Origin of the sequence: Phytoactinopolyspora limicola (genome assembly GCF_011320225.1) — a bacterium.
Lineage (GTDB): Bacteria > Actinomycetota > Actinomycetes > Jiangellales > Jiangellaceae > Phytoactinopolyspora > Phytoactinopolyspora limicola.
Genome location: NZ_JAAOEN010000008.1, coordinates 145,498 through 171,255 on the forward strand (window position 1 = coordinate 145,498; position 25,758 = coordinate 171,255).

The 25,758-nt window shown below is 68.2% G+C and carries 22 protein-coding genes, 4 tRNA genes and 1 pseudogene; 11 read left to right on the top strand and 16 right to left on the bottom strand.

Translation table 11 applies throughout. The features are described 5' to 3' along the window. Positions 1–109: 109 nt before the first annotated feature. Positions 110–1,777 (bottom strand): acyl-CoA dehydrogenase family protein, encoded by a 1,668-nt coding sequence (locus G8760_RS18890; protein ID WP_166354008.1) that lies wholly within the window; start codon positions 1,775–1,777, stop codon positions 110–112. Positions 1,778–1,827: 50 nt separating this feature from the next. Here G8760_RS18890 and G8760_RS18895 point away from each other — a divergent pair, with 50 nt between their 5' ends. From G8760_RS18895 to G8760_RS18910, 4 genes are all read left to right on the top strand, one after another. Then, a complete protein-coding gene (locus G8760_RS18895; protein WP_166354010.1) occupies positions 1,828–2,751 on the top strand; it encodes a pseudouridine-5'-phosphate glycosidase in 924 nt (307 codons plus the stop codon). A 38-nt stretch (positions 2,752–2,789) separates the two neighbouring features. Then, positions 2,790–3,623 carry a carbohydrate kinase family protein gene (locus G8760_RS18900; protein ID WP_343074425.1) on the top strand — a complete coding sequence of 278 codons (834 nt, stop codon included), beginning with the start codon at positions 2,790–2,792 and terminating at the stop codon, positions 3,621–3,623. A gap of 277 nt (positions 3,624–3,900) precedes the next feature. Beyond that, on the top strand, positions 3,901–5,076 hold the full coding sequence (gene rsgA / locus G8760_RS18905; protein WP_207782501.1) for a ribosome small subunit-dependent GTPase A: 1,176 nt from the start codon (positions 3,901–3,903) through the stop codon (positions 5,074–5,076). A 22-nt stretch (positions 5,077–5,098) separates the two neighbouring features. Continuing rightward, positions 5,099–5,998, top strand: a complete 900-nt coding sequence (locus tag G8760_RS18910) for an NAD-dependent protein deacetylase (protein ID WP_246222608.1) — start codon at positions 5,099–5,101, stop codon at positions 5,996–5,998. Here G8760_RS18910 and G8760_RS18915 read toward each other — a convergent pair. The 4 genes from G8760_RS18915 to G8760_RS18930 form a co-directional block, all read right to left on the bottom strand. Continuing rightward, positions 5,948–6,988 (bottom strand): threonine ammonia-lyase, encoded by a 1,041-nt coding sequence (locus G8760_RS18915; protein ID WP_166354014.1) that lies wholly within the window; start codon positions 6,986–6,988, stop codon positions 5,948–5,950. The genes G8760_RS18910 and G8760_RS18915 overlap by 51 nt on opposite strands. Beyond that, on the bottom strand, positions 6,988–7,695 hold the full coding sequence (locus G8760_RS18920; RefSeq protein WP_166354016.1) for a thiaminase II/PqqC family protein: 708 nt from the start codon (positions 7,693–7,695) through the stop codon (positions 6,988–6,990). The genes G8760_RS18915 and G8760_RS18920 overlap by 1 nt, the downstream gene beginning before the upstream one ends. Positions 7,696–7,716: 21 nt before the next feature. After that, positions 7,717–8,115, bottom strand: coding sequence for a DUF2510 domain-containing protein (locus tag G8760_RS18925; RefSeq protein ID WP_166354018.1), 399 nt, complete (start codon positions 8,113–8,115; stop codon positions 7,717–7,719). A gap of 71 nt (positions 8,116–8,186) precedes the next feature. Further along, on the bottom strand, positions 8,187–9,269 hold the full coding sequence (locus G8760_RS18930) for a LacI family DNA-binding transcriptional regulator (protein ID WP_207782502.1): 1,083 nt from the start codon (positions 9,267–9,269) through the stop codon (positions 8,187–8,189). A 111-nt stretch (positions 9,270–9,380) separates the two neighbouring features. On the opposite strand from G8760_RS18930, the gene G8760_RS18935 reads away from it, so the two are divergent. From G8760_RS18935 to G8760_RS18945, 3 genes are read left to right on the top strand one after another with little or no spacing between them, the layout of a single operon-like run. Next, positions 9,381–10,670 carry a hypothetical protein gene (locus G8760_RS18935; RefSeq protein ID WP_166354020.1) on the top strand — a complete coding sequence of 430 codons (1,290 nt, stop codon included), beginning with the start codon at positions 9,381–9,383 and terminating at the stop codon, positions 10,668–10,670. Positions 10,671–10,717: 47 nt separating this feature from the next. Next, positions 10,718–12,343 carry an amidohydrolase gene (locus G8760_RS18940; RefSeq protein WP_166354022.1) on the top strand — a complete coding sequence of 542 codons (1,626 nt, stop codon included), beginning with the start codon at positions 10,718–10,720 and terminating at the stop codon, positions 12,341–12,343. Between the two features lie 29 nt (positions 12,344–12,372). Next, positions 12,373–13,746, top strand: a complete 1,374-nt coding sequence (locus G8760_RS18945; protein ID WP_166354024.1) for an amidase — start codon at positions 12,373–12,375, stop codon at positions 13,744–13,746. Between the two features lie 104 nt (positions 13,747–13,850). Here G8760_RS18945 and G8760_RS30915 read toward each other — a convergent pair. Together G8760_RS30915 and G8760_RS18955 are read right to left on the bottom strand one after the other, a co-directional pair. Continuing rightward, positions 13,851–14,278: pseudogene (locus G8760_RS30915) on the bottom strand (CatB-related O-acetyltransferase); the annotation flags it as partial. A 108-nt stretch (positions 14,279–14,386) separates the two neighbouring features. Further along, a complete protein-coding gene (locus G8760_RS18955; RefSeq protein WP_166354026.1) occupies positions 14,387–14,674 on the bottom strand; it encodes a hypothetical protein in 288 nt (95 codons plus the stop codon). 72 nt (positions 14,675–14,746) lie between these two features. Here G8760_RS18955 and G8760_RS18960 point away from each other — a divergent pair, with 72 nt between their 5' ends. Beyond that, the gene (locus G8760_RS18960; RefSeq protein ID WP_166354028.1) at positions 14,747–15,976 is read left to right on the top strand and encodes a hypothetical protein; all 1,230 of its coding nucleotides are present in this window, start codon (positions 14,747–14,749) and stop codon (positions 15,974–15,976) included. A gap of 24 nt (positions 15,977–16,000) precedes the next feature. Here G8760_RS18960 and G8760_RS18965 read toward each other — a convergent pair whose 3' ends face one another. From G8760_RS18965 to G8760_RS18995, 7 genes are all read right to left on the bottom strand, one after another. Further along, positions 16,001–17,812: a hypothetical protein gene (locus G8760_RS18965; protein WP_166354030.1), complete on the bottom strand. Its 1,812-nt coding sequence runs from the start codon at positions 17,810–17,812 to the stop codon at positions 16,001–16,003. A 161-nt stretch (positions 17,813–17,973) separates the two neighbouring features. Then, positions 17,974–18,411, bottom strand: a complete 438-nt coding sequence (locus G8760_RS18970) for an AAA family ATPase (protein WP_166354032.1) — start codon at positions 18,409–18,411, stop codon at positions 17,974–17,976. Positions 18,412–18,518: 107 nt separating this feature from the next. Further along, on the bottom strand, positions 18,519–19,148 hold the full coding sequence (locus G8760_RS18975; protein ID WP_166354034.1) for a DUF305 domain-containing protein: 630 nt from the start codon (positions 19,146–19,148) through the stop codon (positions 18,519–18,521). A 136-nt stretch (positions 19,149–19,284) separates the two neighbouring features. Next, complete coding sequence (locus tag G8760_RS18980; RefSeq protein ID WP_166354036.1) at positions 19,285–20,685, bottom strand: LVIVD repeat-containing protein; 1,401 nt, start codon at positions 20,683–20,685, stop codon at positions 19,285–19,287. A 958-nt stretch (positions 20,686–21,643) separates the two neighbouring features. After that, a tRNA-Val gene (locus tag G8760_RS18985) sits at positions 21,644–21,718 on the bottom strand. A gap of 32 nt (positions 21,719–21,750) precedes the next feature. Beyond that, positions 21,751–21,821, bottom strand: a tRNA-Cys gene (locus G8760_RS18990). A gap of 29 nt (positions 21,822–21,850) precedes the next feature. Then, positions 21,851–21,923, bottom strand: a tRNA-Gly gene (locus G8760_RS18995). A 225-nt stretch (positions 21,924–22,148) separates the two neighbouring features. Between G8760_RS18995 and G8760_RS19000 the strand changes: the two genes are divergently transcribed. Both G8760_RS19000 and G8760_RS19005 read left to right on the top strand, forming a co-directional pair. Next, positions 22,149–23,123, top strand: coding sequence for a chorismate-binding protein (locus G8760_RS19000; RefSeq protein WP_166354204.1), 975 nt, complete (start codon positions 22,149–22,151; stop codon positions 23,121–23,123). Continuing rightward, positions 23,117–23,950, top strand: a complete 834-nt coding sequence (locus G8760_RS19005; protein WP_166354039.1) for an aminotransferase class IV — start codon at positions 23,117–23,119, stop codon at positions 23,948–23,950. The genes G8760_RS19000 and G8760_RS19005 overlap by 7 nt, the downstream gene beginning before the upstream one ends. A gap of 20 nt (positions 23,951–23,970) precedes the next feature. On the opposite strand, the gene G8760_RS19010 is transcribed toward G8760_RS19005, so the two are convergent. Beyond that, a complete protein-coding gene (locus G8760_RS19010; RefSeq protein ID WP_166354041.1) occupies positions 23,971–24,525 on the bottom strand; it encodes a CGNR zinc finger domain-containing protein in 555 nt (184 codons plus the stop codon). A 105-nt stretch (positions 24,526–24,630) separates the two neighbouring features. After that, on the bottom strand, positions 24,631–25,038 hold the full coding sequence (locus G8760_RS19015; protein WP_166354043.1) for an SsgA family sporulation/cell division regulator: 408 nt from the start codon (positions 25,036–25,038) through the stop codon (positions 24,631–24,633). Between the two features lie 169 nt (positions 25,039–25,207). On the opposite strand from G8760_RS19015, the gene G8760_RS19020 reads away from it, so the two are divergent. Then, positions 25,208–25,282, top strand: a tRNA-Val gene (locus G8760_RS19020). The last annotated feature ends 476 nt before the right edge of the window (positions 25,283–25,758 follow it).

A 25,758-nucleotide genomic window follows, 5' to 3' on the forward strand; every position in this document is an offset into this window, starting at 1 on the left:
CCACTGTCCATCATTCGGACCGCGGCGTCTCAAATAGTGGCAGCGATCCCCACCCCTCCCGGTGATCATTGGCTTTTGACTACCGGATCCGGTAGTCAAAAGCCAATGATCACCGGAGAAGCGCGCTGCTCAGTCCACCGCCGGCACGATCGACGACGGCGCGAACGTCGGCCCCACCGGGTTGTAGTCCGAAGACGCCGTGGGTGGCGTCCATCCGGGTCGAGCAGAACACGTCGGCGACGGCCGGAGGCGCAAACCGGATCAGCAACGACGCCTGCAGCAAGGTCGCCATCCGGCCGGCGAGGAGACGGGCTTGCCGGACCGCACGGTCCGGATCGGCGGCCGCGGCTCGCAGCAGAGCGTCCACGTCGTCGAGACCACTCCGCAGCAGCTGGGTCTCGGCTCGCCCGGAGTCCAGGGCCAGCTCTATCTCGGCCCGCCACGCCGCCACCGACTCGGATTCGCGGGCCAGCACCCGCAGCAGGTCGAGTGCCTGGATGTTGCCGGCGCCCTCCCAGATCGAGTTGAGCGGCGCCTCCCGGTACAGCCGTGGCAGGTCGCTGTCTTCGACGTACCCGTTGCCGCCCAGGCATTCCAATGCCTCCACGACCACGTGCGGAGTACGTTTGCACACCCAGAACTTCGCCAGCGGCAACCCGATCCGGCGCAGCGCGCTCTCGTGGGGGTGCTGCGCCTCGTCGACGCTGTGGGCCAGGCGCATCGCCAGCGTGGTGGCCGCCTCGGACTCGACCGCGAGGTCGGCCAGCACCGCCTGCATCAAGGGTGCGTCGTCGAGTTTGGTTCCGAACGCGGAGCGGTGGGTGGTGTGCCACAACGCCTCGCTGAGCGCACGTCGCATCTGCGCGGCCGAGCCCAGCACGCAGTCGAGGCGGGTGGCGGCGACCATCTCGATGATGGTGGCCACCCCGCGCCCCTCCGGTCCGAGCAGCCGGCCGTACGCGCCGTCGAGTTCGATCTCGGCTGAGGCGTTGGCGCGGTTGCCGAGTTTGTCCTTCAGCCGTTGCAGCCGGATCGGGTTGCGGCTGCCGTCGTCGAGAATGCGGGGAACGACGTAACAGCTGAGCCCGTCCGGCGCCTGGGCCAGCATCAAGAAGACGTCGTTCATCGGCGCGGAGCAGAACCACTTGTGTCCGGTGATCTCGTACCAGCCGCCGCCGACGGGTTCGGCGCGGGTGGTGTTGGCCCGGACGTCGGAACCGCCCTGCTTCTCCGTCATCGCCATGCCGGCGAGGACACCTGCCTTCTCCGCCGGCGGCCGCAACCCGGGCTGATAGACCGGTGCGGCCAGCAGCGGCTCCCAGAAACCGGCGAGATCGGGGTCGGTGCGTAGTGCGGGCACGGCGGCGTAGGTCATGGAGATGGGGCACAGGTGGGCCGCCTCGACCTGGGTCCACAGCAGGAACCCGGCCGCCCGAATGGCGTGGGCCTGCTGGTGCTGGCTGGCCCAGGGCGCGGCGTGCAGACCGCTGCGGACGGCGACGTCCATCAATCGGTGCCACGACGGATGGAACTCGACCTCATCGATGCGATGGCCGTAGCGGTCGTGGGTACGCAGCACGGGGGGATGGGTGTCGGCATCGCGGGCCCACTGGCGCGCTTCGGCCGACCCGGTCAGCCGTCCGATCTCGTGCAGACGGTCTTTCTCGGCGGTGGACCCGTAACGGGCGACGGACTCGGCGAGGGCGGCGTCGGCGGCGAAGGCGTCGTAGCCGGCCAGTGGTGGGGGTTGGTTGGTCACCTCGTGCGTGGCAGCCATGACCTCACCGTACGCGGCACAGGCGGGGCTGACGAGGTAGCGTCCGTGATGTGCCAGAACCGATATTCGACATCAGCGACGAGGTGCGCGCCGCCCTGGCGGCCGGTGCCCCCGTCGTCGCACTAGAGAGCACCATCATTTCCCACGGCCTGCCCCGGCCGGACAACCTCCGGGTCGCCCGCGAGATCGAACAGGCGGTACGCGACCACGGCGCGGTGCCGGCCACCATCGGCATGGTCGAGGGGCGGCTGCGGGTCGGCCTCGACGACGCCGCCCTCACCCGGTTGGCGACCAGCGATGACGTCCACAAGTTGTCTATCCGCGATCTCGCGGTGGCGACGGCCAAGGGTGCGGATGGAGCGACGACGGTAGCCGGCACCGGCGCGGTGGCCGCCGCCGCGGGGATCGCGGTGTTCGCCACCGGCGGGCTGGGTGGTGTCCACCGGGAGGCGAATCACACCTTCGACGAGTCGGCCGACCTCAGCACACTCGCATCCACGCCGATCGTGGTGGTCTGCGCCGGGGTGAAGTCGATTCTGGACGTCGGCGCCACCCTGGAGAGGCTGGAGACGCTGGGTGTCGGGGTGGTCGGATACGGCACCGAACGGTTCGCCGGGTTCTTCGTCACCGACGGCGGCCACGACCTCGACTGGCGGCTGGACACTCCGGAGGAGGTGGCCGCCGCCTGGCACGCCCAGCGTCGGCTCGGGGTCAGCCGGGCCGCCCTCGTGGTGTCCAACCCGTTGCCCGAGGCCGAACAGCTCGACCGCGAGCTCCATGACAAGGTGCTCGCCGAGGGGCTGGCGATCGTCGAACGTGACCAGGTGACCGGTAAAGACGTCACACCCGTGCTGCTCGACCATTTCCACCGCGCCACCGACGGCGCCAGCCTCGCCACCAACGTCCGGGTGATCCTCGCCAACGCGGCGCTGGCGGCCCGGATCGCCGTCGCGGCGGCCAGTGAGCGCACGTGATCGTCGTCGGCGACATCGTCACCGACGTCCTGGCCCTGATGGCCGGGGATCCCGCACCCGGCTCGGACACACCGGCGACCATCCGGGTCGCCGGCGGCGGACAGGCGGCGAACACCGCGGCCTGGCTGGCCGCCGAGGGGGTCGAGGTGACCCTGGTGGGTGCCGTGGGAGACGACCAGCCCGGCCAGGCCCGGCTCGCGGAACTTCAGGCGGCTGGGGTGCGGACCGACGTGACGGTGTGCCCCGACCGGGCCACGGGCAGCGTGATCGTGTTGGCCCACTCCGCGGACCGCACCATGATCAGCGACCGGGGCGCGAACCGCGGGCTGGAGGCCAGCCGGGTGGTCGCTGCGGTGAAGGCTAGTAGGTCACGTCATCTGCATTTGTCCGGTTATGTGCTGCTGGATCTCGAGTCGCGTCCGGCCGGCCTGGCGGCGTTGGCGAGTGCCCGGGCGGGCGGCCTGACGACCAGCGTCGACGCGTCGTCGGCGATACCGCTGCGGGAGGTGGCGGCGGAGTTCCTGGAGTGGGTGGCCGGGGTGGACGTGCTGTTCGCGAACGCGGCCGAGGCCGATGTGCTCGCCGGTCCTGGTGATCCGGTCGAGCAGGCTACCCGGCTCGCCGGCCGGGTTGGTGGGTCGGTGGTGGTGAAGCTGGGCGCCGGGGGAGCGGTGTGGGCCGGCGACGACGGGGTACGACGCGAACCCGGCCGGGTGGTGGACGTCGTGGACACCACCGGCGCCGGTGACGCGTTCGCGGCCGGTGTGCTGCGGGCGTGGTGCGCGGGCGACGGCGTGGCGGCCGCGTTGCGGGCTGGTTGCGATCTCGGTGCCCGCGCGGTGGGAATGGTGGGTGCTCGCCTGGCACGCTGAGGTGTTGCGCCTGGCACGCTGAGGTGTCACCCGCGTGGGTGGTATGTCCAGTTTGTGGAGCACTCCAGCGTGCCAAGCCCTGGCTCGGAAAATCCCGCGACAGCGGCGGGCGGATCCGGATACGGTGTCAACGTCCGATATGAGGCGTACGACGTGAGGAGGTGAGTGGCGATGACCGTGCTTGTTAGTGCCCGGAATCCGTTCACCTCGAGGATCCGCCGCCGCTGAGCCGTCCTGGACGCCGGTGGGGGATCCCCCTTCCAGCAAAGGCTCACCCATGTCTCAACCACTGAATTCTCAGCGTGCCGATCTCGACCCTCAACAACGACGTCTCGACCCTCAACAACGACGCCCAACCGGCGCGTCATCCGGCGGTGCCTCCCACCTCGACGCGGTCGGCTGGTCCTCCGCCGTCGCCGAAACCTTCGCGCCGTACTCGGGGACCCACCAGCCGGCCCGGGTATCTCGCGTGGAGCGCGGCGGCGCAGAGGTGATGACCGCCGACGGCACCATCCAGGCCAGCTACGGCGGCGACGTGCTGGCGGCCGCGGCCGCGGACCGTTCGAGTCTGCCCGCGGTGGGCGATTGGGTAGGCCTGCGGCACTGGCCGGACGCCCGGATCACCATCGACGTCGTCCTGCCTCGCCGCACAGCGGTGGTCCGCGACAGCGCGGACCGCACCTCGCACGGGCAGGCGGTAGCGGCCAACATCGACTACGTCGTCATCGTCGAACACCTCGACCCGGAACCCGACCTCGGCCGGATCGAGCGGCTCCTCGTGCTGGCCTGGGCCAGTGGTGCCACGCCGCTGGTGGTGATGACCAAAGCCGACCTGGTGCCCGACCCGGAGGGGATGTGCGACGACGTGTCGGCGGTCGCCCTGGGCGTCGACGTCGTCGCGGTGAGTGTGCCGCGGGGTGACGGACTGGCTCAGCTGCGTTCGTTCGTGCGTCCGGACACCACGTTGACCTTCGTCGGACCGTCGGGAGCCGGGAAATCGAGTCTGGTCAACGTCCTGGCCGGGGAGGAGGTCATGGACACCGGGGAGGTCCGGGCGCGGGACGGCAAGGGGCGGCACACCACCACTCACCGGGAGCTGATCGTCTTGCCCGGGGGCGGTGTGGTGATCGACACGCCGGGGGTGCGAGCCGTGGGGCTCGTCGCCGACGCGGACGCCGTGGCCGCGGCGTTCCCGGAGATCGATGAGCTGGCCGAGCAGTGCCGGTTCCGGGACTGCGCCCATCAGAGCGAGCCCGGCTGTGCCGTGCTCGGCGCGGTCGACGACGGTGAACTGGACGAGAGCCGGCTGGCCCGGTGGCGCAAACTCGGGCGCGAGGCCGCCTATCAGGCCCGCCGTTCCGACGTGCGGCTGCGGCAACAGGAGCTCGCGTTGTGGAAGAAGCGGGAGCGGTCGCTGCGGGCGCACTACCGATTCGGCCGCCCACCTCGGTGATAAGGGCTAATACTCTCGAAGGGTGACCTTGACGGCGGAGATCGACGACGCCCGGCCGATTGCCGCACGCATCGCGGCGGTGCTCGGCCCGGGACCGGTGACCGTGTTGACGGGGGCCGGGATCTCCACCGATTCCGGGATCCCGGACTACCGCGGCCCCGATTCACCGCCGCGGACACCGATGACGTACCAGCAGTTCGTGGGCGACGTCGCGTTCCGGCGGCACTACTGGGCCCGCAACCACGTTGGTTGGCGGCACATGTCCGGCGTGCGGCCGAACCCCGGCCACCACGCGCTGGCCACATTGGAGGAAGCTGGCGTGGTGGCCGGCGTGATCACGCAGAACGTGGATACGTTGCACGAGGTAGCCGGCAGCCGTCGGGTCATCGACCTACACGGCCGCTTCGACCGGGTGATCTGCCTGTCTTGCCGGCGGGTGATCAGCCGGGACCGGTTGGCAGCCCGGCTGGCGGCGCTCAACCCGACGTTTGCCGCGGAGGTCGCCGACGTCGAAATCGCGCCGGACGCGGACGCCGTGGTCGCCTCCACCGAACACTTCCAGGTGGCCGACTGCGAGTGGTGCGGCGGGATGCTCAAACCCGACATCGTGTACTTCGGCGAGAACGTCCCCAAAGACCGCGTGCAGGAAGCCTATGACCTCGTCGACGAAGGATCCGCCCTGTTGGTGGCCGGGTCGTCGCTGAGTGTGCTGTCGGGGCTGCGGTTCGTCCGGCACGCTGCCCGCAGCGGCCGGCCGGTGGTCATCCTCAACCGGGGTGATACCCGCGGCGACGAGTTCGCGACGTTGAAGGTGGACGCCGGCTGCTCGCCGGTGTTGCAAGCGCTGGCCGGCTCCCACACCCGGCCACGATCACCCGGAGGTGAGGGAGGTGTACTGGGGGTCGGCGAGGATCTGCGATAGCAGCTCGGGGCTGACGTTGCCACCACTGACGACCGCGACGGTGGTGCCCGCGTCGTTGGCCGGGCCGGCATCCGGGAGCTGGTCACGGGCGAACAGGTAGGCGGCCACGGCGGCTGCTCCGCTGGGTTCGGCGACGATGTTGGCCTGGACGGCGAGGGCGTGCATCGCCGCCATGATCTGCTCGTCGGTGACGGTGACGATGTCGTCCACGTAGGCGCGGATGTGCTCCCACGGCAGGACACCGACCGACGTGGTACGCAGCCCGTCGGCGATGGTGCGCCGAGTAGCCGACGGCTCCCAGACGACCCGCCGGCCGCTGCGGAAACTCTCGGCGGCGTCGGCGGCCAGTTCGGGCTCGACCCCGACGACGCGTGCACCCGGGTGGGCCGCTTTCACCGCCGTCGCCACCCCGGAGAGCAGCCCGCCACCGCTGACCGGCACGAGGACGAGGTCGACGTCCGGGCGGGCGGCGGCGATCTCGGCACCCACGGTGCCCTGCCCGGCGATGATCGCGGCGTGATCGTAGGGCGGGACGTGGACGTAGCCGTGTTCGGCGGCCAGCCGGGTCACGGCGACATCGCGCTCGGCTTGCGGGACGAGGACGACGTCGGCGCCGAGCGCCTTGGTAGCGGCTACCTTGTGGGGAGCCGCGACATCGGGGATGACGATGGTGGCGTGGGCGGCGAACTCGCGGGCGGCGTAGGCGACGGCCTGGGCGTGATTGCCGCTGGAGCTGGCCACCAATCCCCGCGCCCGCTCTTCGGGGCTGAGGCCGGCGATCATGTTGTAAGCGCCGCGAATCTTGAACGCCCCGATCACCTGCAGCGACTCGGGTTTGACGAGCAGCGAGCCAGGACCGGGCGCCCATGGGCACGGCACCAGCGGGGTAGGGACGACGACGCCGGTGAGGCGTTGCTGAGCGTCGCGGATGTCGGCCAGGGTGACGAGATCGGCCGCGGTAGAGCCCCCGACGGGCGAGGCGGCGGCCATCACGCGGCCTCGTCCGCGGCGTCGGCCATGGAGTCCCAGAACATCAACTCGTACGCCTGGAGTAGCCGGGCGGCCGAGAGCGCCCGCCCCGGCGGGCTGCCCCGGCGCAACCCGTGGTCGATGACGGCCAGCGCGTCGTCCTCGAAGCCGGGGGCCGGGGTGGCGAAAAAGTCGAAGAACGCGACGGCGGCGTCGTCGGCTCCGTACCGCTCCCGTAAGGCCTGCGCGGACCGCCCGCAGTTGATGCCCCACGCTCGCAGATTGGCGAGGAAGGCGGCGGCGACGTCGGCTGCCGAGCCGTTGAGGGCCAGCCAGGAGACGTAGGCGGTGTAGGCGTGTGCCCCCGGGGTGGGGGCGGTGTCGTCCAGCAGGGCCGGGTCGAGGTCGAGCCACCGGGCGAAGCCGTCGAGGTGGCCGAGTGCCACACCCTCGCCCTGCGCCAGCGAGAGGAACAGTTCACCACCAGGGCCATTGGAGAACCGCGCGGCGAGGTGGGCGAAGCTGCGGCGGTCGCCGGAGATGATCCAGTGTTGTTCGGCGGCGAACTGTCGTAGCGCGTCGGCGGGTACGTCGCCGTTGGTGAGCGCGGTGACGAACCGGTGGCCAGCGAGCCGTTGCTCGATGGGTTCGAGTTCAGCGCGGATCTCTTCGACGAGGCGGGCCGCGTCCGGCTGCGACGGTGGGGTGGGTGGAACTGTAGTGCCCATAAGAACGGTGTCCTCCAGCGTCTACGCCGAGACGGGTAGTGGCAGGGTCCGGTCGGTCCAGTTGATGCCGTCGAAGAAGCGTTCGCCGGAGCCGAAGGGGTCGTTGTACCAGCCGGGCGGGGTGCTCTTGCGGATGACGAGCTCACCCGGCGGTGGGGTGCTGGCCGCTCGTGGCTCGGCTGGGCGAGCGGCTGTGGTGGTCGGCTGCCAGACGAGCATGCCGGCGACGAGTAGGGCGAGGAACGCCAGCACGCCGAGGCACACCAGGGCGGCGCCCAACATCGGCCACAGCGCGGTGACCTCGGTGTACCACGGCTGCCGGCCGGAGACCAGGAGCAGGCCGGAGGCGAGGCTGGCCAGCCCGAGCACAACGAGCCCGGGTGTATAGGGATTGCGGCGATGAGTGTGGGTTTGCTTCATACCTGGGCCCATGTCGTCTCGGTCTCGTTGTCCGGTCCGGAGTGCACCCGCCGGATAGCTCGACGATCATGTTAGCCGGTGCCGGTGACACCACCGGCAGGACCGGAGCTCGACTCTCGAACCCGCAGCTCAGGCTGGAGCCGGATGCTGTCCGGGCGGTGGCCGTCCAGTACCTCCATCAGCATGTCGACGCCGCGGGAGCCGACCTCGTGCATGGGGGAGTGCACGCTGGTCAGCGGGATGGTGAGTTGGGCGGCGATGGGGACGTCGTTGAATCCGACGACGGCGACGTGGTGGCCCGGTACCAGTGAGTGCTGGCGTAGCACCCCCATGGCGCCGATGGCGGCGAAGTCGCTGACCGCGAACATGGCGGTGGGGCGAGGCGTCGACTGAAGGAGTCGCTCGGCGCCGAGGGCCCCGCTGGCCGCGTCGAAACCGGTGGCTACGGCCTCGGGTTCGGGGAGACCGTGTTCGGTGAAGGTGTCGCGGAAGCCCCGGGTGCGGTCGACGCCGTTGCTGGCGTACGGCAGCCCAGCGAGCACCCCGGCGTGGACGTGGCCGAGCGAGATGAGGTGCTCCGCGGCGAGCCGGCCGCCGGCGTAGTCGTCACACGTCACCGATGGATACCCCTCGGCGTACCGGTTGACCAGCACGAACGGCACGCCGCGGGTGGCGAATTCGGCGACGAAGGCGCCGTCGACATGCGCGTCGCCGAAGATGACCGCGTCGACCCTCCGGGCCAGCAGCATGTCGACGCTGGCCTTGCGTGCGTCGGCGTCGTCCCACGAGTTGGTGACCATGGTCTGGAGCCCGTGCCGGAGTGCGGCGTGTTCGATGCCCTCGTAGATGGTGGCCAGCACTTGGTCGGCTAGGCGGGCCATGACGACGCCGACGAGTTGTGACCGTTGCATACGTAGCCCGGCGGCGCTGGCGTCGGGGACGTAGCCGACCTCGCAGGCGGCTTGCCGGATCCGTTCCGCGGTGGCGGCCGAGGCGGACCGCGCGTTGGTGCTGGTGCCGTTGAGGACGCGGGACACGGTGGAGACGTGGAGACCGGTCAGCTCGGCGACGGTTTTGAGGGTGGCACGACGCATGGGCCGGCGTCGGGCAGCGCCGGCGCCGGTCGGACGATCATCGGCGCGCGCCTCGTGCACACGTATCTCCTCATCGAGCATCGTCAAGGTCTTGACAGGGCCAAATTAGCATGGTCGGATTGCGCAAACGTTATAGCCAAACGTTTGCACACTGTCGTGCCGGGAGGTCTGATGTCGCTCGCCACACGCACCGCAGCAAGCCGCCGCACCCGCCTAGCCCCCATCCTGGGGATCGTCTGCGTCGCCGCGGTGGCGTTGAACCTCGGCATGAAAGCCCTGGAGGACAACCTCGGCCGGGACCCTGCCGCCGGTGCCGAGCCAGCCACCGGAGGCTGGCGCGACTGGCTGGAATGGATCGCCGGAGACACCACCGAGGCCCAGTTCTACAAGGTGGCCGCCGCCGGCGTCGCGATGATCGCGCTCGCCGCCGTCGCCCACGTGCTGGCCCGGCGCGGTTCACGCTGGCGGGGCTTCGACATCTCGTACGGCTCCGGCCTATGGCCGTGGGTGTTCGCCGCGGCCACCGGCGGGTTGCTGTTGTCCAACCTGATCTGGGGCTGGAGCCTGTCCGGTGGCGATTGGCAGCCGACGTTCGTGCCGTTCGTCTCCGTGCCACCGGCACTCGTGCTCATCTATGGGCCGGGCTGGCGGGTCGCCGCCACGGCCGCGACGCTGGGCGCGTTGTTGACCACCCCCGTCTCCCTCGTCGTCGTCAATCACATCTGTATCCCGCTCGACCTGCCCGGCGTCATCGGCAACGTCACGGGGATGTGGGCGGGCGCGCTGATCGCCTTCGCCATCGCCCGGTACTTGCCGTGGATGCCCTCACTGACCCGCACCGACGAACGCCAGAAGAGCTCCGACCCGGGCGAGCAAGCGGGCACCGACGCGGGCACCGACCCGGGCACCGACGCGGCGCGCGAGGACGCCGAACCGGAGAGCCGACCGAACACCGAGGCCGTACCCGCAGCACCCACCGCGGTGCCGCGCAGCTGGCTGCCTCGTCGGGCCCTCGCCGACTTCACCGAAGCCCAGTTCTACGGCAACGAGTGGGCCTCGGCCGGACTACTCGTCGCCATCCTGGCCGCCTGGATGGTGAACGTGCTCGGCCCGGCCTACGGCACCGGGGTCTTCCCCGACCTGCTCACCGCACAAATCCTCGCCGCCGCCTTCGGGGTGTGGTTCCATGCCGACCGGTGGGCCGAACACGGCTGGTACCCGACGTTCGTCCCGGTGGTGTCGCTGGCCCCGGCCGCGGTGATCGACCTGGGCGGCGGCTGGGGAGTGGTCATCCTGGCCGCGCTCGGCGGCGCGCTGGTCGGACCCCCGCTGGCCCGGACCATCGCGTTGCGCCTGCCCGGTGACTTCCATCCGTTCATCGGCAGCGTGATGTCGATGACTGTTATCACCTTGATCGGAGTGCCGTTGCTCCGGCTGCTCGACTCGGCGGGGCTGGTGTGAAGACCAGCTCAGGAACAGGCTCGCAGAAAGGCCAAGGCTTGACTGACATGACAGAAGCACAGGTACCGCGGATCGTGCGCGCCCGGCGGATCATCACGATGACCGACGAGCAGCCGGAGGCGCTGGTGATGCTCGGTGAGCGGATCGTCGCCACCGGTGCTGCGGCCGACCTGGCCGGGCGGTTCCCCGGTGCCGAACGGATCGACGTCGGGCCGGCCGTCGTCGTTCCGGGTCTGAACGACGCACACGCTCATCCGTGCCTGTGCGCCGACGGTGGGCTGTACGTGGACCTCGGCCCGGACAAGGTGACCGATGCCGGTCAGGTGCGCGACGCCCTGGCGGCCCGGGCCGCACAGACCCCGCCGGGGGAGTGGGTGGTGGGACACAACTTCGACGTATCGCGGACCGGCGACGGGGCGACCGTGGACCGTGACCTGCTGGATCAGGTGTCCACCGAGCATCCGGTCCTGATCATCCACTACTCGTACCACGGAGCCGTGGCCAACTCGGCCGCCCTCGCCGCCGCCGGCTACGACGCGTCCACCCCCGACCCGACGGGCGGGGAACTGGTGCGCGACGCCGCCGGGCAGCCCACCGGGGTTCTCTACGAGCGGGCCTGGACCCAGGGCTACCTCGGCCACGGGAACCGGCCCGGGTTGTTGCCGTCGGCGTCCATCGAGGCCCGGGTGGCGTCGCTGGCGCGGATGCTGGGCCGGATGAACGCCGCCGGACTCACGTCGGTGTGCGACGCCCTGGTACACCCGGCGCACTGGGAGCTGTACCAGGCCGCACGGGGCGCCGGCGCCTTGACCGCGCGGATCGGGATGCTGCTCTGGTACGAGTTCTTCGACCCGGCGGTGCAGCTGGGGCTCTCGTCGGGGTTCGGCGACCCGTGGCTGCGTTTCACCGGCGTGAAGATGATGGCCGACGGTGCCGTCTCCGGCGGGACCTGCCTGTGCAGCCGCCCCTACCAGGGCACCCACGGCGAGACCACCGGCATCCAGGTGATGACCGACGACGAACTCCGCGACGCGATCCACCTGGTGCACCGGGCCGGCAGCCGGCTGGCCGTCCACGCCAACGGCGACCTCGCCATCACCAAGGTGCTCGATGCCCTGGAGGCCGCGCAGGCCGAGACACCCGCCCGGCCCGGTCAGGTGCACCGCATCGAACACTGCTCCGACGTCGACGATCACCTCATCGAGCGGATCCGCGGGCTCGGGGTGATACCAGTGCCGTTCGGCGCATTCGTGCACTACCACGGGCACAACCTGGTAGCCCACTACGGAACCGAACGGGCCAGACGGCTGCTGCCGCACCGCCGGCTCCGGGACGCCGGGGTCACCGTCGCGGGGTCCTCCGACTACCCGTGCGGCCCGCTTGAGCCGCTGCTGGCGCTGCGTTCGATGACCACCCGGCGCACCCACGACGGCACCGTACTCGGCGCTGACCAGCGGCTCACCCCTCTGGAGGCGCTAGAGGTGTACACCGTCGGCTCGGCCGCCGCCTCCGGGGAGGACGGCATCAAAGGCCGCCTCGCCCCGGGATTCCTCGCCGACTTCACCGTGCTCGACGACGACCCGCTGGCCGTCCCGCTCGACGAACTGTCCGCCATCCCGGTCCGCGCGACGTGGGTGGGCGGGCGGGAGGTCTGGGCCGCATCCACCACGTGATCCGAATCCACCCGACGACGGGAGTCACCATGTCCAACCAGCAGTCTGACCACCGGCCCGCACCATCGGCCGACCCGCTGGACCTGACCATCGAACACCTACGCCCACTGCTCGACCACGGCGAGATCTCGCCAGTGGCGCTCACCGAGGCCGCGATCCAGCGGATCGACGCGGGCAACGAGGAGTTGTTCGCCTTCGCCGACGTCTACCGCGACACCGCCCTCGACCGGGCCCGGGCGGCGGAGGACCGGCTGGCGACCGGGGCGCCGGTGAGCCCACTCGACGGGGTTCCGGTGGCGGTCAAAAGCCTGATCGACGTCGCCGGGCGGCGTTGTGAGGCCGGTTCGCGGGTGCTGGAGGGGCACACCGCGGTACGCGACGCGGCTGTCGTCAACGCCCTCGAGCGGGCCGGAGCGATCATCGTCGGCGCCACCACCATGGACGAGTTCGCCCTGACCACGGTGGGCCCGGCGCGTAGCCCGATCGATCCACGACGCACCGCCGGCGGCTCCAGCGGTGGGTCCGGTGCGGCGGTGCGGGCCGGGATGTGCTTCGCGGCGCTCGGCACCGACACCGGTGGCAGCATCCGCGTCCCGGCCACCTGTTGTGGTGTGGTCGGCCTCAAACCCACGTACGGCCTGCTGCCCCTGGAGGGTGTGGTGCCACTGGCGTGGTCGCTGGACCACGTCGGCCCGCTGGCCCGCACCGTCGGCGACGTGCGGGTGATGTTCGACGTGCTTCTGGCGGGTGCGGCCGGCGGGACCGCTGCGGCGCCGTCGGCGGGTACCGGCCTGGCCGGGCGGACGATCGCGGTCCCCGACGACGAATACCTGGCTGTCCTCGCGCCATCGATCGCCGAGCAGTTCGCCGCGACGTTACAGGCGCTGCGGGATGCCGGCGCCGAGCTGCGCACCGTCGAACTGCCGGCTCAGGACGGCGTCAAAGCCGTACATTGGCCAGTGTTGTCCGGGGAGATGGCGGCCTACCACCGGCGCCGTTTCGGCCAGGCGGAGGGGCGATATGCGCCGCCGCTACGAGACGGCCTGACCGCGGGCGACACGGTCAGCAAAGAAGAGTACGTGGCCGCGCAGCGGCAGCGGCCGGCGATCCGGGCCCACCTGGACGGCATTCTTGCCGGCGTCGACGCGATCGCCCTGCCCACGATGGCCATCGAGCCGCCGCTGGTTGGGCAGGACACCGTCGACCTGGCCGGGCAGCCCGAAGACGCCACCGCGGCCATGGTGCGGCTCACGTCGCTGGCCAACCACACCGGCCATCCGGCGGTGTCGGTGCCACCGGGCACCACCTCGGCGGAGCGGATGTTCGGAGTCCAGCTGATCGGGCGCTACTACGACGAGCACCACCTGTTGGACGTGGCGGGCGCGGTGGAAGCTCTACGTTAAGCATCGAGGCCGTGGCACGCTGAAGTGCTCCACAGAACGGGCAAATAGGGCACGTTTGCGACACTTCAGCGTGCCAGGCACGACACTTCAGCGTGCCAGGCACATCACGTGGCCGGAGCGGCGGCTTCGAGGTCCGCGACGCTGCCCGACATGATGGTGCCAAGGTGCGCTGTGATGTGCGCCATAGGCCAGTCCCACCAGGTCAACGCCAGCAATCGAGCCACGTCATCGTCGTCGTGTCGGGTGCGGATGAGGCGGGCCGGGGTGCCGCCGACGATCCCGTAGTCGGAGACGTCCGCGGTGACGACGGAACCGGCGGCGATGATGGCGCCATGACCGACTCGTACACCCGGCAGGATCATGCCGTTGTCGTGGGGAAGGGAAAGGTGGACGGCCCGTCCATCCGATGGTTGGTGCCGTTCATGCTGAACCGCGCCCCCGTCCCCAGGGCGCGGAATCTGCCGATGATCAGTTTCTCCGGCCCATAGTGGTAGAGGACGTTGCGGGTCTCGAACGCGGTCGCGTCGGCGGGGACAAACATGGTGGGGATCCTCACCGGGCATAGCGGCACCGCCGGCGACGATCACCGTGGTGTTGGCGAAGGCCGTGATCTCGCGGCCCGGATACGTGTGCTGGGCGGTCAGATCGGCTGGTTGCCCTCGTAGACGTAGATGGTCTCCGGCGTGCTGGCGATCTTGTCGTCGATGTCGCCCGGGAGGTCGTCCGCGCGGTTCTTCAGCCGGTCCTTCTCGCCGTCGAGGTCCGCCGAGAACTCACGCGCCTGAGCGCCGAACCAGACGCTGCCGTTCCCGATCCGCTCGGCGATGCTATCCAGCTCATCGCGCAGGGTGGGGAGCCGATCATTGACGTCCGACTTCAAGTTCTCCAGCCGGCCCAGCGCGGGGTTGTCGATTTCGGTTCGTCCCATGTTCACGACGTTGGACGATCGATGCTGATAAGTCAACTTCAGTCGAGGCCGGGTATGTCAGACTCTGACACCATGAGTCGACGACCGCGGCGGCTGGTGGGTGCGCTGACCTTGCCGATACTCCTTGCCGGATGTGGTCTGTTCGGTGGTGGTTCTTCGGATCTCGAGCTGGTGGCCGGGGGTGGCGACGATCCACAGGGCACCACCGGCGAGGATGTCCGGCTCGGTGGCGTGGCGGTTGATCTCGCGGTCGCCGATGGCATGGTGTACCTGCTGGCCAGCACCGGGGGCGACCGGCGCCTGGTGACGGTGGCCCCGGATGGGTCCGTGACCCACCAGCCGTTGGACTTCCCAGCCGCTCAGTACGTGGCGGCCGGCCCGGCTGGTGAGGTGTATGCCGCGTCGAAGAATGAGATCCGCCGTCTGGACACCGACCCTGACGAAGCGCTGATCGTTAGTGTGGACAGCGGTGCCGCCGAGAATTCCGACGCCTTGGTCACCGACGGCAGTATCCAAGGACTAGCCGTCGATGCCGACGGGCACCCGATCTGGACGGAGAGTTTCCTGGGCGCCGGTCCCGACGGGGCGGAACCGCCCTTGGTCCGCATCAACCGCCTAGTAGGCGGCGAGGTCGAACACGTGGCCGGGGCGTCGGAAACCGCCGTGGATGGACACGAGCTGGTTGGTTTGCGAACGACGCCACCGGAGGGCGTCACCGCCGTTGACCTGCCCCTGCGAGCAATAGGTCGAGGAGGCGCGCTGGCGGCGGGCGAAGCCGGGATCTTCATCGGCAGTTCCGACGGCATCCTGCGTATAGGCGACGACGGCTCGGTGGCGTCGGTCGTCGGCCCCGCGGACAGGGAAGCTCCGGACGCACCATTCGATGACGAGCGCGATGCGCGGGAGTTCGGCGGTGGGTGGGAGGCCGGGGGAGATCTGGACACGTCGGGTGAGGTGCTCGTTGGCGTCCAGAGCACGTTCAGTAGTCAGATCGTGGACGTTGGCGCTTTCGACTGGTCGGGAGACTTCACCGACGGTGCGGAGGACGTCGCGGCGAAGATCGTGCGCGGGCCGCGAGCCGACGGCTCCTTCGACCTCGACGCCGACCGGAGCCCCTACGGTGATGTCGCTGTTGTGATTCACGACGGCCGGGCGGCAACCGCGATGGCACACGTCACCCGAGTCGCCATCGACGACGGGCGGCTGTATGCGGTCGGTCAAACCCGTGGATACGGCGATTCCGACGCCGACGACGCCGAGATGCTCATCGTCGCGATGGAACTGCCCGACGACTGGCGATGACACGTCCCGCGCTCTCGGCGCGCCTCAGTTGTTGGTCAGATGGCTAGGCAACTGAGCGCTGAAGTCGTCCCAGAACATGTTCTGTACCGCCGGGTCTTGGATCCATTCCAGATAGGCCCGCATGCCGCCATGCTCCTCGATCTCCTCTAGCGACATGATGCTGCCGTCATCTGCGACAAAACGGCCACCGTGCCGGTCCTCATACGTCGACGGGTCGCCGTTGAAGGTGATCGGCCCGTTGCCGCGGTCGATGGTGACCTCCGGCAGCGAACCGTCGTCGAGGCGGCGTTTCGAGTAGATGTCCGAGGCGTCGAAATGCAGGCTGTGTTCGAGGCTGTCCGCCCATGCGGCGTCGACGTCGTAGTCGGGTTTGTCTTGCTGGAGGAACGCCTTGAGCCCCCGTTTGGACAGGTCTTTGAGGAGCCCTTTCGGATCCGCGCCGACGAACAGGATGTCGATGGCCGTCTCCATCCGCTTGTTCCACTCGTCGACCTCGATGCCGAGCTGTTCGCGGACGTTCTCGCCCCGCGTCAGGAACCAGTCGGCGAAGTAACGGCTCTGGGCGAGGGAGAAGTTGTTGGCGTCCGGGTTGTCGCCGTCGGTGACACCGAGCCAGCGGGAGCGGTTGGACTCGTACTGGTTCTGGAATACGGCGGACAGGAACGCCGCGGTGTCCATGTCGCGCATGGCCTCCTCGGCGAGGCTCACCCACCAGGCGGGAGGTGCTTCCACACCGGGACGGTTGCCGTCGGGGTCGTCGAAGTACGACGGTGCCGGAGAGGTGACGCTGTCGTAGAGGTCGTCGATGTGGTGTTCGATCAGTTCACCGAACCATTGCTGGATCTCGGTCATGGCGTGCTCACGGCCCCAGCCGTCCACTGTCTCCAGCAGCAGCCGGGTGGTCTCGTCGGCCAGCCCCTCATCGAACCGCCGGGCCCGGATGGTGGCGGAGTTCATGATGCTGGTGAACGCCGCGCGGACGTCCGCGTTGCCCATGAGGAAGCTGCGGCCTTGCATGTACATGTCGGCCCGGCGGGTATTGTCCTTGAACCAGTTCGCCGCGGCCGTGGGATGCCGGGCCAAGGCCAGCATGATCGCCTCGGCATCTTCCATGGTCGGCGCCGGGATGTCCTCGAGCTCGTCCATCGCATAATGCAGGAAGTTGTCGTTGAAGTGCCCGTAGCGCAGCAGCGGGGCGATGACGTTGGTGTTGCCCGGCGCCTTATGCCCGACGTAGTCCTCGATCCACTGCGGGTCGCTGAAGTCGATGCGGTGACTCGCGGTTCCGAGGGCGTAGGAGAGCGGGACGAGTTTGGCGCGGTCATAGCCGTCGTCGCTGTCCCGGTCGAGCGCGCCGACGCGTAGCGCGGCGACGCCTCGTCCGCCGATGGCGTTGAAGAACGCCTCGACGTAGTCGGGGTCGCCGTTGTGCTCCATGAGCAGTTGGTAGACCTCATCAGGGATCGTGTCACCCGGCCGGACGCCGTCCATATACTGGCTGGCGTCTTCGCGGGCCTGCCGGGCTGCCTCGTCGGCGGTGTCGAAGGCCAACTCGCCAGCTCCGGCAGTAACGAAGGAAACCCCTTGCTGTTCGGCGGCGAGGCTGGCGATGTCCCGGCGTCGCTCCAGCATCGGAAGCTGGTCACGGACCCACTCCGCCACCTGCTCGAGCTGCCCCATGTTGGTGGTGGAAACACCATTGGCGAGGAAGCGCCCACGGAAGTCGGAGACGAACTCCTCGACGTTCTCGGCGGCCTGACCAGCGTGCGTGATGAGCTCATCCAGGGCATCGGGATCGATGCCGACGGCCGGGCCGCCCCCGTACAAGTCGTGCATATCTGCTTCCTCCGAGGTCTGGGCCGGGGCTGAGCGTGAAACGACCTGCCGCGTGGACGTGATATGTCTAACGGTTCCGGGTCAGCATAGGCATATCGGGCCTATGTGGGCATGCGGGTCCGTTCGATGCGTCGCCTCGCGGCCGCGTGTGCTGGCACGTGTCACAGCAGGTTCTCGATCTCGTCCGCCAGCTCGGTGATCGGGCGGCGGCCGTCAAGCTCGACGCTGGCGCCGCGGCGCAGCAACGGTTCGACCTCCGCGGTGTACCGGCGGATCTCCGTCTGTTGTTCGGTGGTACGGCCGTACGGGCTGTTCGTGCGGTTGGTCACCCGGTCGATCAGGACCTCGATCGGAGCGGTCAGCAGGACGACGTGCTCGAAACGGCTGTAGAAGTGGCCCTGGTTCTCGACGGTCCCCGAGATGACGACATCCTCGTGCTCGGTGAGGAGCGCGCTCATCTTCGCCTCGTCCCAGGTTCCGTCGGCTTGCTTCCAGCCGTCGTAGTCGGTGTCGACGGTGTGATGGCCGCGCCGGCTCAGCTCATCGAGTACCGTCGTCTTCCCTGCACCCGACATGCCGGTGATGAGGATCCGTGCCATGGCCGGAAGCCTAGACCACCCGGCATCACCCGGCCGACAACGTCTGAGCGGGCGACCCACCCAAGCGCTACTCCTTCTCCCGCCGCTCTATTCGTCTTGTGGGCCAGTCATGGTGTCTTGTTGGCCAGGATCGTTTCCATCTGGTGGATCTGCGTATTTTGCGTCGTCATCATGTCGGTGGCGACCTGTTGGATGAACTGATCGTTGCCGTTGACGATGACGTCGATCGTCATCCTGACCGCACCCTCGTGGTGCCGGATCATCAGCTGAAGGAACAACACGTCGAAGGTGGTGCCCTGGGCCGCGCTGAGCTCTGCTAATTGGGCGGGAGAGGCCATACCCATATGTTCGAGATGTTCCGGGTGATGGAGCATCTCCTCGTAAGCCTGCTGTGCATCGGTGACCTCAAGGGAATTGCGACCCTGCCAGCCCTGCATAGAGCCGATCTCGACGCTTTGTTCCACGTCGATCCGGTTGGCCATCGCGAGCAGTTCGTCATCATGTGACCTCCCGGGAGCCAACTCACTCATCACGAGTGCCTGGAAATGGTGCGGGATCATCATGGCGACGAACATCATGTCCGCGGAGTTCGGCGCGGTCTGCGTCGACACCACGGCCGAAGGGGACGGGTCCGGCGACGCGACGGGGGAGTGTTGAGCCGTCGTCGCGGACGCCGACGCCGCAACGAATACGCCCGCGACGATCAACGCCGCACCTGTAGCTTTCCGAAACCTCATGGTGCGCCTGTCCTTTCTTATCCGGCCACGGATAGATGCGACCGAAGTGGCCGGTGTCGATGAGGTCGACGAAGTTGATAGGCCGAGTCCCGGCGAGGGCGGCCGCCGGGACCCGGTAGCCCGGTAGATGGCGGGGTCAGTGCGCGTAGCGGTACTGGGTTTGTGCGTTCAGGAGGTCGAACTTGATCCGATTGGCGCTGGGCACACCTTGGAGGCCGGTGAGTTTGAGGACGTCGAGTCCCTTGATCATGTCGCTGGAGTAGATGAAGCCGTTGTACCAATACGCCGACCATGAACCACCGACCTGGAGTACGTCGGTGCTCAGCGGGCCGCGCTCCCAATAGGCGATCTCGACCGGGTTGTCCGGGTCGGTGAACTCCCACACCGACACGCCGCCCTGGTACCACGCCTGCACCATGATGTCGCGGCCTTTGACGGGGACCAGCGAACCGTTGTGTGCGACGCAGTTCTCAGTGCTCTGCTGGTGGCGAGGGATCTTGTAGTAGCTGCGGAAGACCAGTTCTCGGTCGTCGCCCTCGCCGACGATGTCATAGATCGCATTGGCGCCGTGGTGCGGGCCGACGGCTTCGTTGCAGGTGGCAGCCACGCCGCCACCCAACTCATCGGTGAACACCACTCGCTGCGCGTCATTGGTGAACGTCGCCGAATGATAGAACGCGAAGTTGGCGTCGGTGATGTTGGTGATCACGTACGGATCCGCGGGATCGGTGATGTCCATCAGGATGCCCTCACCCATACAGGCGCCGGCCGCGAGATCCTCCTCGGGGAAGACCGTGATGTCGTGGCAGCCCGACGTGCGGGGTGCTCCGCCGTCGGGGAAGAGGATGGGCTTGGCGATCACCGATGCGTCAGCCGGGTTGTCGAGCGGGACCTCGATGATCGAGATCGAATCGTGCGGCGGCTGGCAGTGGGGGAACACCGGCGCCGGGCCATACGACGAGATGTAGAGGTAGATCTCGTCGTTGCCGGTGCCCGGGACGAGCGTGTGGGTGTGCGATCCGCAGTCCGTCCGCACCGACGTGACGTAGTGCGGGTTGCCGACGTCGCTGACGTCGAAGATCCGAATGCCCTCCCACCCGGTCGGATTGGCCGGCGACGTCGGTGGGCTCCCGCAGACGTCGTCCGTGCGGGGATAGTCGACCGACACGAACAGGAGGTCGCCATCCGGGCTAATGGAAACGTCACCTTGCCCGCCAGGACAATGCACCAGTCCAACGACCGTGGGCCGATGCGGCTGAGTGATGTCATAGATCGTGACTCCGCCGTAACTGCCTTGATAGGCGTAGTTACCCCAGAACGCGATGTCGGTGTGCCAGTCGTTATCGACTGCTTCCTGCCTCGGCACGTTGGCTACTGATCGGATGTATTTGCTGTGCGACACCTCGTCCACGTCGAGCTCGTCGCTCTGCGCGATTGACGGGCCGGCCGAGCCGAGCGACATGAGTACCATGGCGACGCCCAGCACGGCCGCCTGTAGTGCTCGACGCGGTCTGCGCCCGAGGAGGGGGGTAGGCATAAGGCGACTCTCCTTCCGCTTTGTAAGCAACATCACAATTGCGGCGGAAAGTCACAATAGACAACTGTAGGAAACTCCGAGAATTCTTCCGACGATCCATCTCAGGGCCTAACACCGGCAGTCATAGGCCATAACCCCAACTGATGCCCCCCGTTGTGCACCTGATCTCCGTTTTGCCACCTGATCTTTTTGCTTGGGGCGATCAGGTGTACCAACGGCGGGTGTCGGCGCGGTGTGGTGCATCTGATCGCGTCCCGTGATGTGGACGCGCGGCGATCAGATGCACGATCGGCGCTTTGAGGGCGGGTTGTGCATCTGATCGGCAGCAGGTGTCCGGTCAGCGATCGGTGGCGGGTCCGGCGAGCGGGGTCCGGCGAGTGGGTCGGTCATCGGGGGTCCGGCCGGGGATGTTGTGCTCGTGGTGTTGGTGCTGGTGCTGGGGTGGCTCGTCGTTGTTCGCGTATCGCGCGGTCGACACCGGGCGTGACGATCAGATGCATCAACTGACCGGCAGGCCGCGTTGACGCATCTGATCGCCGCGCGTCCGCATGGTGGAGGCGATCAGGTGCAGCACACCGTGCCGGGACGCGTCGTTGGTACACCTGATCGCCCCAGGGAAAGATCAGGTGACAAAACGGAGATCAGGTGCACGCGCGGGGGGCGCTCGAGACCGGACACGCAGCATGGCCAACAGCCGGGTTGGCGGAGTGCCGGACAAGTGGCTCTTCGGACTTCAGCGGGGTTGTGGGTTCGTTGGACGTTCGTCATGTTGGGAAGCAACCGGCTTGGTGCGGTGAGTCCTCGTTCGATCGGCCCAGATGCCGGTTTCCAGCGAGCGTTCAGCGCACCAAGCACCCCGCTGAGATCTGAAGAGCCGGACAAGTGCGCGGCAAGAGGCGCCGCCCCGAACAAGAGCAAAGCCCCGGTCCGAAAACCGGGGCTAACCTGGCACCACGTGTGGTGGGCGATACTGGGATTGAACCAGTGACCTCTACCGTGTCAAGGTAGCGCTCTCCCACTGAGCTAATCGCCCGCGTCGGGTGTGCCGACTGCTGGTGTGCAGCGAGGTGGAGACGGGATTTGAACCCGTGTAGACGGCTTTGCAGGCCGTTGCCTCGCCTCTCGGCCACTCCACCGAGGTGAGGCCGACTTAGGCCTCGCTCCGAGCGGACGACGGGATTCGAACCCGCGACCCTCACCTTGGCAAGGTGATGCGCTACCAGCTGCGCCACGTCCGCATGCCCTCCGGATCGACCGGTCGTGGCCGGTGATCCGGGGTGCGATAGAACATTAACGCATCCGAGCCACCGAGGCCAAACGGGGTGCCGGCGGGGTGTCGGCGGCGAGCGGGCCGACCTGGCGGCACACATCCGGTGTGCGACGCAGCCGCCACGCGGGGTGTAGCGTCGCAAAGCGTGAGCGACGATGGCGCGCGGGCCTGGCCGGTCGCCCATGTGGGCGGGATGCTGGCCACCGAGCTCGAGGAGGTCTCCGACCGCTCTGAGGTGCTGGAGGGCAGCGGCCGTTGGGCCGTGGTCGTCACCTTCGAGGGTCGGGTCACGTGTGCGCGGTTCGGCCGTTGGGAGCGCAGGCCACTAGCGGGGTGGGCCGGTGAGCACCCCTGGCGTGGGCCGCGGGCCGAGCAGTGGACGACGTCGATGGATCGCGCGGCGTACATGGCCGCCGTCGACGACGTCCGCGAGCGGATCGCTGCCGGAACTGTCTACCAGGTGAACGTCTGCCGGGTTCTGCGGGCGGCGCTGCCGGAGGCGGGGGAGCCGGGGTTGGTGCCGCTGGCGGTACGGCTGGCCGAGCGGCACGACGCACCCTTCGGGGGCCTGATCCAGGTGCCCGGAGCGCAGGTCGTGACGGCATCTCCAGAGCTGTTCCTGCGCCGTCGCGGCGGGGTGGTGTGGTCGTCTCCGATCAAAGGCACCGGCCGCACCGTCGACGATCTGACCGCGAAAGATGACGCCGAGAACATCATGATCGTCGACCTCGTGCGCAACGACCTCTCCCGGGCCAGCAAGACCGGCAGCATAGCCGTGGAGGGACTGCTGAGCGTCGAGAAACACCCTGGCCTGGTGCACCTGGTGTCCACGGTCAAAGGTGAGCTGGCTCCTGGGGTGGGGTGGCCCGAGCTGCTGGAGGCGACGTTCCCGCCCGGGTCGGTCAGTGGGGCGCCCAAGTCGAGTGCACTACAGGCGATCGCCGACCTCGAACCGGTGCCACGCGGTCCGTACTGCGGCGCGATCGGATGGGTCGACGCAGACACCGGCGACGGTGAGCTCGCCGTCGGGATCCGCACGTTCTGGGCAGAGGACGGTGCGTTGAAGTTCGGCACCGGGGCCGGGATCACATGGGGATCCGACGCCGCGCGGGAGTGGGCCGAGACGGAACTCAAGGCCGAACGTCTCGTAGGCTTGGCCACGTGTTGATCTGGGTGAACGGTGACCTCAAACCAGCGGCCGACGCGACAGTGAACGCGCTCGACCACGGCCTGACCGTCGGTGACGGCGTGTTCGAGACGGCGAAGGTGGTGAACGGCGTGCCGTTTGCCCTGGAACGACATCTCGAACGGCTCGAACGATCCGCCACCGGCCTGGGCCTGCCCGCGCCGGACCGGGCAGCCGTGCGTGCCGCGTGTCAGGAGGTGCTGGATCAGTTCGGACGTCCGCCGCTGGGCCGCATCCGCATCACCTACACCGGCGGCGTCGGTCCGTTGGGCTCCGCCCGCGGCGACGCCGGCCCTACCCTGATGGTGGCCTGCACCGTCGTCGAGCCGTATCCGTCGACCACCAGCATCGCGGTGGTGCCGTGGCCGCGTAACGAGCGTGGCGCGACAGCCGGGTTGAAGAGCACGTCGTACGCCGAGAACGTGATCGCGTTGGAGCGTGCACACGAACTCGGTGCAGGGGAGGCGATCGTCGCCGACACCCAGGGCCGACTCTGTGAAGGCACCGGCAGCAACATCTTCGTCGTCGTCGATGGTCGTCTGGTGACGCCGTCGCTGGCCACCGGTTGCCTGGCCGGCATCACCCGCGCGCTTGTACTGGAATGGACGCAGGCCGAGGAAGTCGACCTACCGGTTGAGGTGCTGCGCACCGCCGACGAGATCTTCCTCACCTCGTCGGTCCGGGACATCCAACCCGTGTCGGCCGTGATCGACGACGCCGGGCGGCGTGAGTTGGCGGCACCAGGTCCGGTCACGAAGGCGGCACTGGATGCTTTCCAACGACGTGAAGTGGTGACGCCGGAGCCGTAGCGGCGGGGGTGGAACTGGACTCACCCGGCGGCGCGGCGACGCTCGCGATAGGCGGCCACATGAAGACGATTGCCGCAGGTGCGGCTGTCACAGTACCGCTTCGACCGGTTGCGGGACAGATCCACGAGGACCCGCCGACAATCCGGCGCTGCGCAGGTCTGTAGCCGTTCATGCTCTCCGGCGACCACGACGAACGCCAGCGCCATGCCCCCGTCGGTCAGCAAGTGTTCGGCCAGCGCGGCACCGGGGGCGAAGTAATGCATGTGCCAGTCATAGCCGTCGTGGTTGGTCAGGCGAGGACACAACCGGGTGGTAGCGAGCAACTCGTTGACGAGAGCCGAGGCATGTTCGGTGTCCTCGGCGAGAAAAATCTCCCGGAATCTGGGGCGAAGCGCCCGGACATGCTCAAGGTCGGCGTCGGTGAGGGGGCCGACGTCGCTGATCACATGGTCGGCGACGAAACCTTGCAGCGCTTCGACATCGGGGAGCAGCTCCTGGTCAGCGCCTTCAGGGGCGGTGTTGACCAGGTCGACCACCATGCCGAGCGCGTGTTGTACGTCGTGGCTGAAAGTCACGGCCTACCTCATCGAGGACGGTTATCGGGTGGGCCGACGTTAGACCGCACCCGCCGTTGCGCACAACAGCCAGTCCGAAAACAGTCAGCAACAACGATTCTTCCCTCATGCCCCGTTCAACAACGAGTCGAGAGCCAGATCGATGTCGAGGTGTGACGACTCCGTGCCTGGAGGCACCAGCTGCCAGGTGCGGGTGACGAACTCCTCGACCTGCCGGGCCGGGGCAAGGATGTGTGCGTCGCCGTCCGGTGAGCTCAGCCGAATCTGGACACACGGCATCCCGTCGTCGTCCTCGACCGGCCCGATCGACACGTCACCGAGCCCGGTCTTCCGGTCCAAGCCGTCGACCAGCAGGTCACGCGAGAAGACCCAGCGGACGGGGGACTCCGAGGTCGTGTCGAAGTTGACCGTCACCGCAAGTGGGTCGTGCGGAGAGTAGTGAAACTCTGCGGGCAGGGGACGAGCGCCGGTCGGGCCACTCAGCAGCCGCAGGGTCATCGGGTGGGAGACCATCGAGCGTTCCATGCCCGATAAGACGGAGCGGCAACCCTTTTCTGACGCATCCAAGGTCACGATTTCGTCACTGTGGCGCAGGTCACGTCTGGTGCGGACATGGCGCCGATCAGTTGGGGTGTCAGTTCGATCCGGGTACCCGGCGTGAGGTATGGTTCTGTTCGCACCCGGGCGATTAGCTCAGCGGGAGAGCGCTTCGTTCACACCGAAGAGGTCACTGGTTCGATCCCAGTATCGCCCACCACACATTTCGGCAGTGTCAGAGCCGGTTCCGGCGTTCTGTTGCGGGAGCCGGGACCCAGGATTGGGAGAGTATTGGGAGACGATCTTGTTCGTCTCTTCCAGTGCTAGCTGCGGGCTTTGAGTAGTTCGTCGAGCACGGCGACGGTGGGGGTGCGGGTGCATGGCTGCTCGCGTCTGAAGCGCCTCGGCCCAGTGGTCCGTCAGACTGTGTACGAGTTCTTCTCGCATGGCCGGGGTCACGTGGCTGTAGCGGGCGCCGATGCCGCCGAGTTCGTGTCCGAGACGCTCATGTGACAAAACCTCAGGTGTGCGGATTTCGGCCATGAGGGTTTTGTGGGAATGCCGCAGGCCATGGGGTGTCAGGCCGTTCGCGATCGGTGCCCAGCAGGCGTTGGCCCGTTGCTGGTTTTCACGGCCACGGAGCACTGAACCTGGCCAGGGCGTGGCTGAGAGTGAGACTGGTCGTGGTGGGAGGCG

What these genes read in the sequence shown, in the direction of transcription:
- G8760_RS19015 (WP_166354043.1), bottom strand. Translation starts at nt 25,038, where the DNA reads ATGGTCTCCCACCCGATGACCCTGCGGCTGCTGAGTGGCCCGACCGGC.
- G8760_RS18965 (WP_166354030.1), bottom strand. Translation starts at nt 17,812, where the DNA reads ATGCACGACTTGTACGGGGGCGGCCCGGCCGTCGGCATCGATCCCGAT.
- G8760_RS18915 (WP_166354014.1), bottom strand. Translation starts at nt 6,988, where the DNA reads ATGGCCGCCGCCTCGCCCGTCGGGGGCTCTACCGCGGCCGATCTCGTC.
- G8760_RS18975 (WP_166354034.1), bottom strand. Translation starts at nt 19,148, where the DNA reads ATGAGGTTTCGGAAAGCTACAGGTGCGGCGTTGATCGTCGCGGGCGTA.
- G8760_RS18925 (WP_166354018.1), bottom strand. Translation starts at nt 8,115, where the DNA reads ATGAAGCAAACCCACACTCATCGCCGCAATCCCTATACACCCGGGCTC.
- G8760_RS19000 (WP_166354204.1), top strand. Translation starts at nt 22,149, where the DNA reads ATGCTGGCCACCGAGCTCGAGGAGGTCTCCGACCGCTCTGAGGTGCTG.
- G8760_RS18935 (WP_166354020.1), top strand. Translation starts at nt 9,381, where the DNA reads ATGTCGCTCGCCACACGCACCGCAGCAAGCCGCCGCACCCGCCTAGCC.
- G8760_RS18980 (WP_166354036.1), bottom strand. Translation starts at nt 20,685, where the DNA reads ATGCCTACCCCCCTCCTCGGGCGCAGACCGCGTCGAGCACTACAGGCG.
- rsgA (WP_207782501.1), top strand. Translation starts at nt 3,901, where the DNA reads ATGTCTCAACCACTGAATTCTCAGCGTGCCGATCTCGACCCTCAACAA.
- G8760_RS18960 (WP_166354028.1), top strand. Translation starts at nt 14,747, where the DNA reads ATGAGTCGACGACCGCGGCGGCTGGTGGGTGCGCTGACCTTGCCGATA.
- G8760_RS18970 (WP_166354032.1), bottom strand. Translation starts at nt 18,411, where the DNA reads ATGGCACGGATCCTCATCACCGGCATGTCGGGTGCAGGGAAGACGACG.
- G8760_RS18900 (WP_343074425.1), top strand. Translation starts at nt 2,790, where the DNA reads ATGGCCGGGGATCCCGCACCCGGCTCGGACACACCGGCGACCATCCGG.
- G8760_RS18945 (WP_166354024.1), top strand. Translation starts at nt 12,373, where the DNA reads ATGTCCAACCAGCAGTCTGACCACCGGCCCGCACCATCGGCCGACCCG.
- G8760_RS18955 (WP_166354026.1), bottom strand. Translation starts at nt 14,674, where the DNA reads ATGGGACGAACCGAAATCGACAACCCCGCGCTGGGCCGGCTGGAGAAC.
- G8760_RS18940 (WP_166354022.1), top strand. Translation starts at nt 10,718, where the DNA reads ATGACAGAAGCACAGGTACCGCGGATCGTGCGCGCCCGGCGGATCATC.
- G8760_RS18920 (WP_166354016.1), bottom strand. Translation starts at nt 7,695, where the DNA reads ATGGGCACTACAGTTCCACCCACCCCACCGTCGCAGCCGGACGCGGCC.
- G8760_RS18890 (WP_166354008.1), bottom strand. Translation starts at nt 1,777, where the DNA reads ATGGCTGCCACGCACGAGGTGACCAACCAACCCCCACCACTGGCCGGC.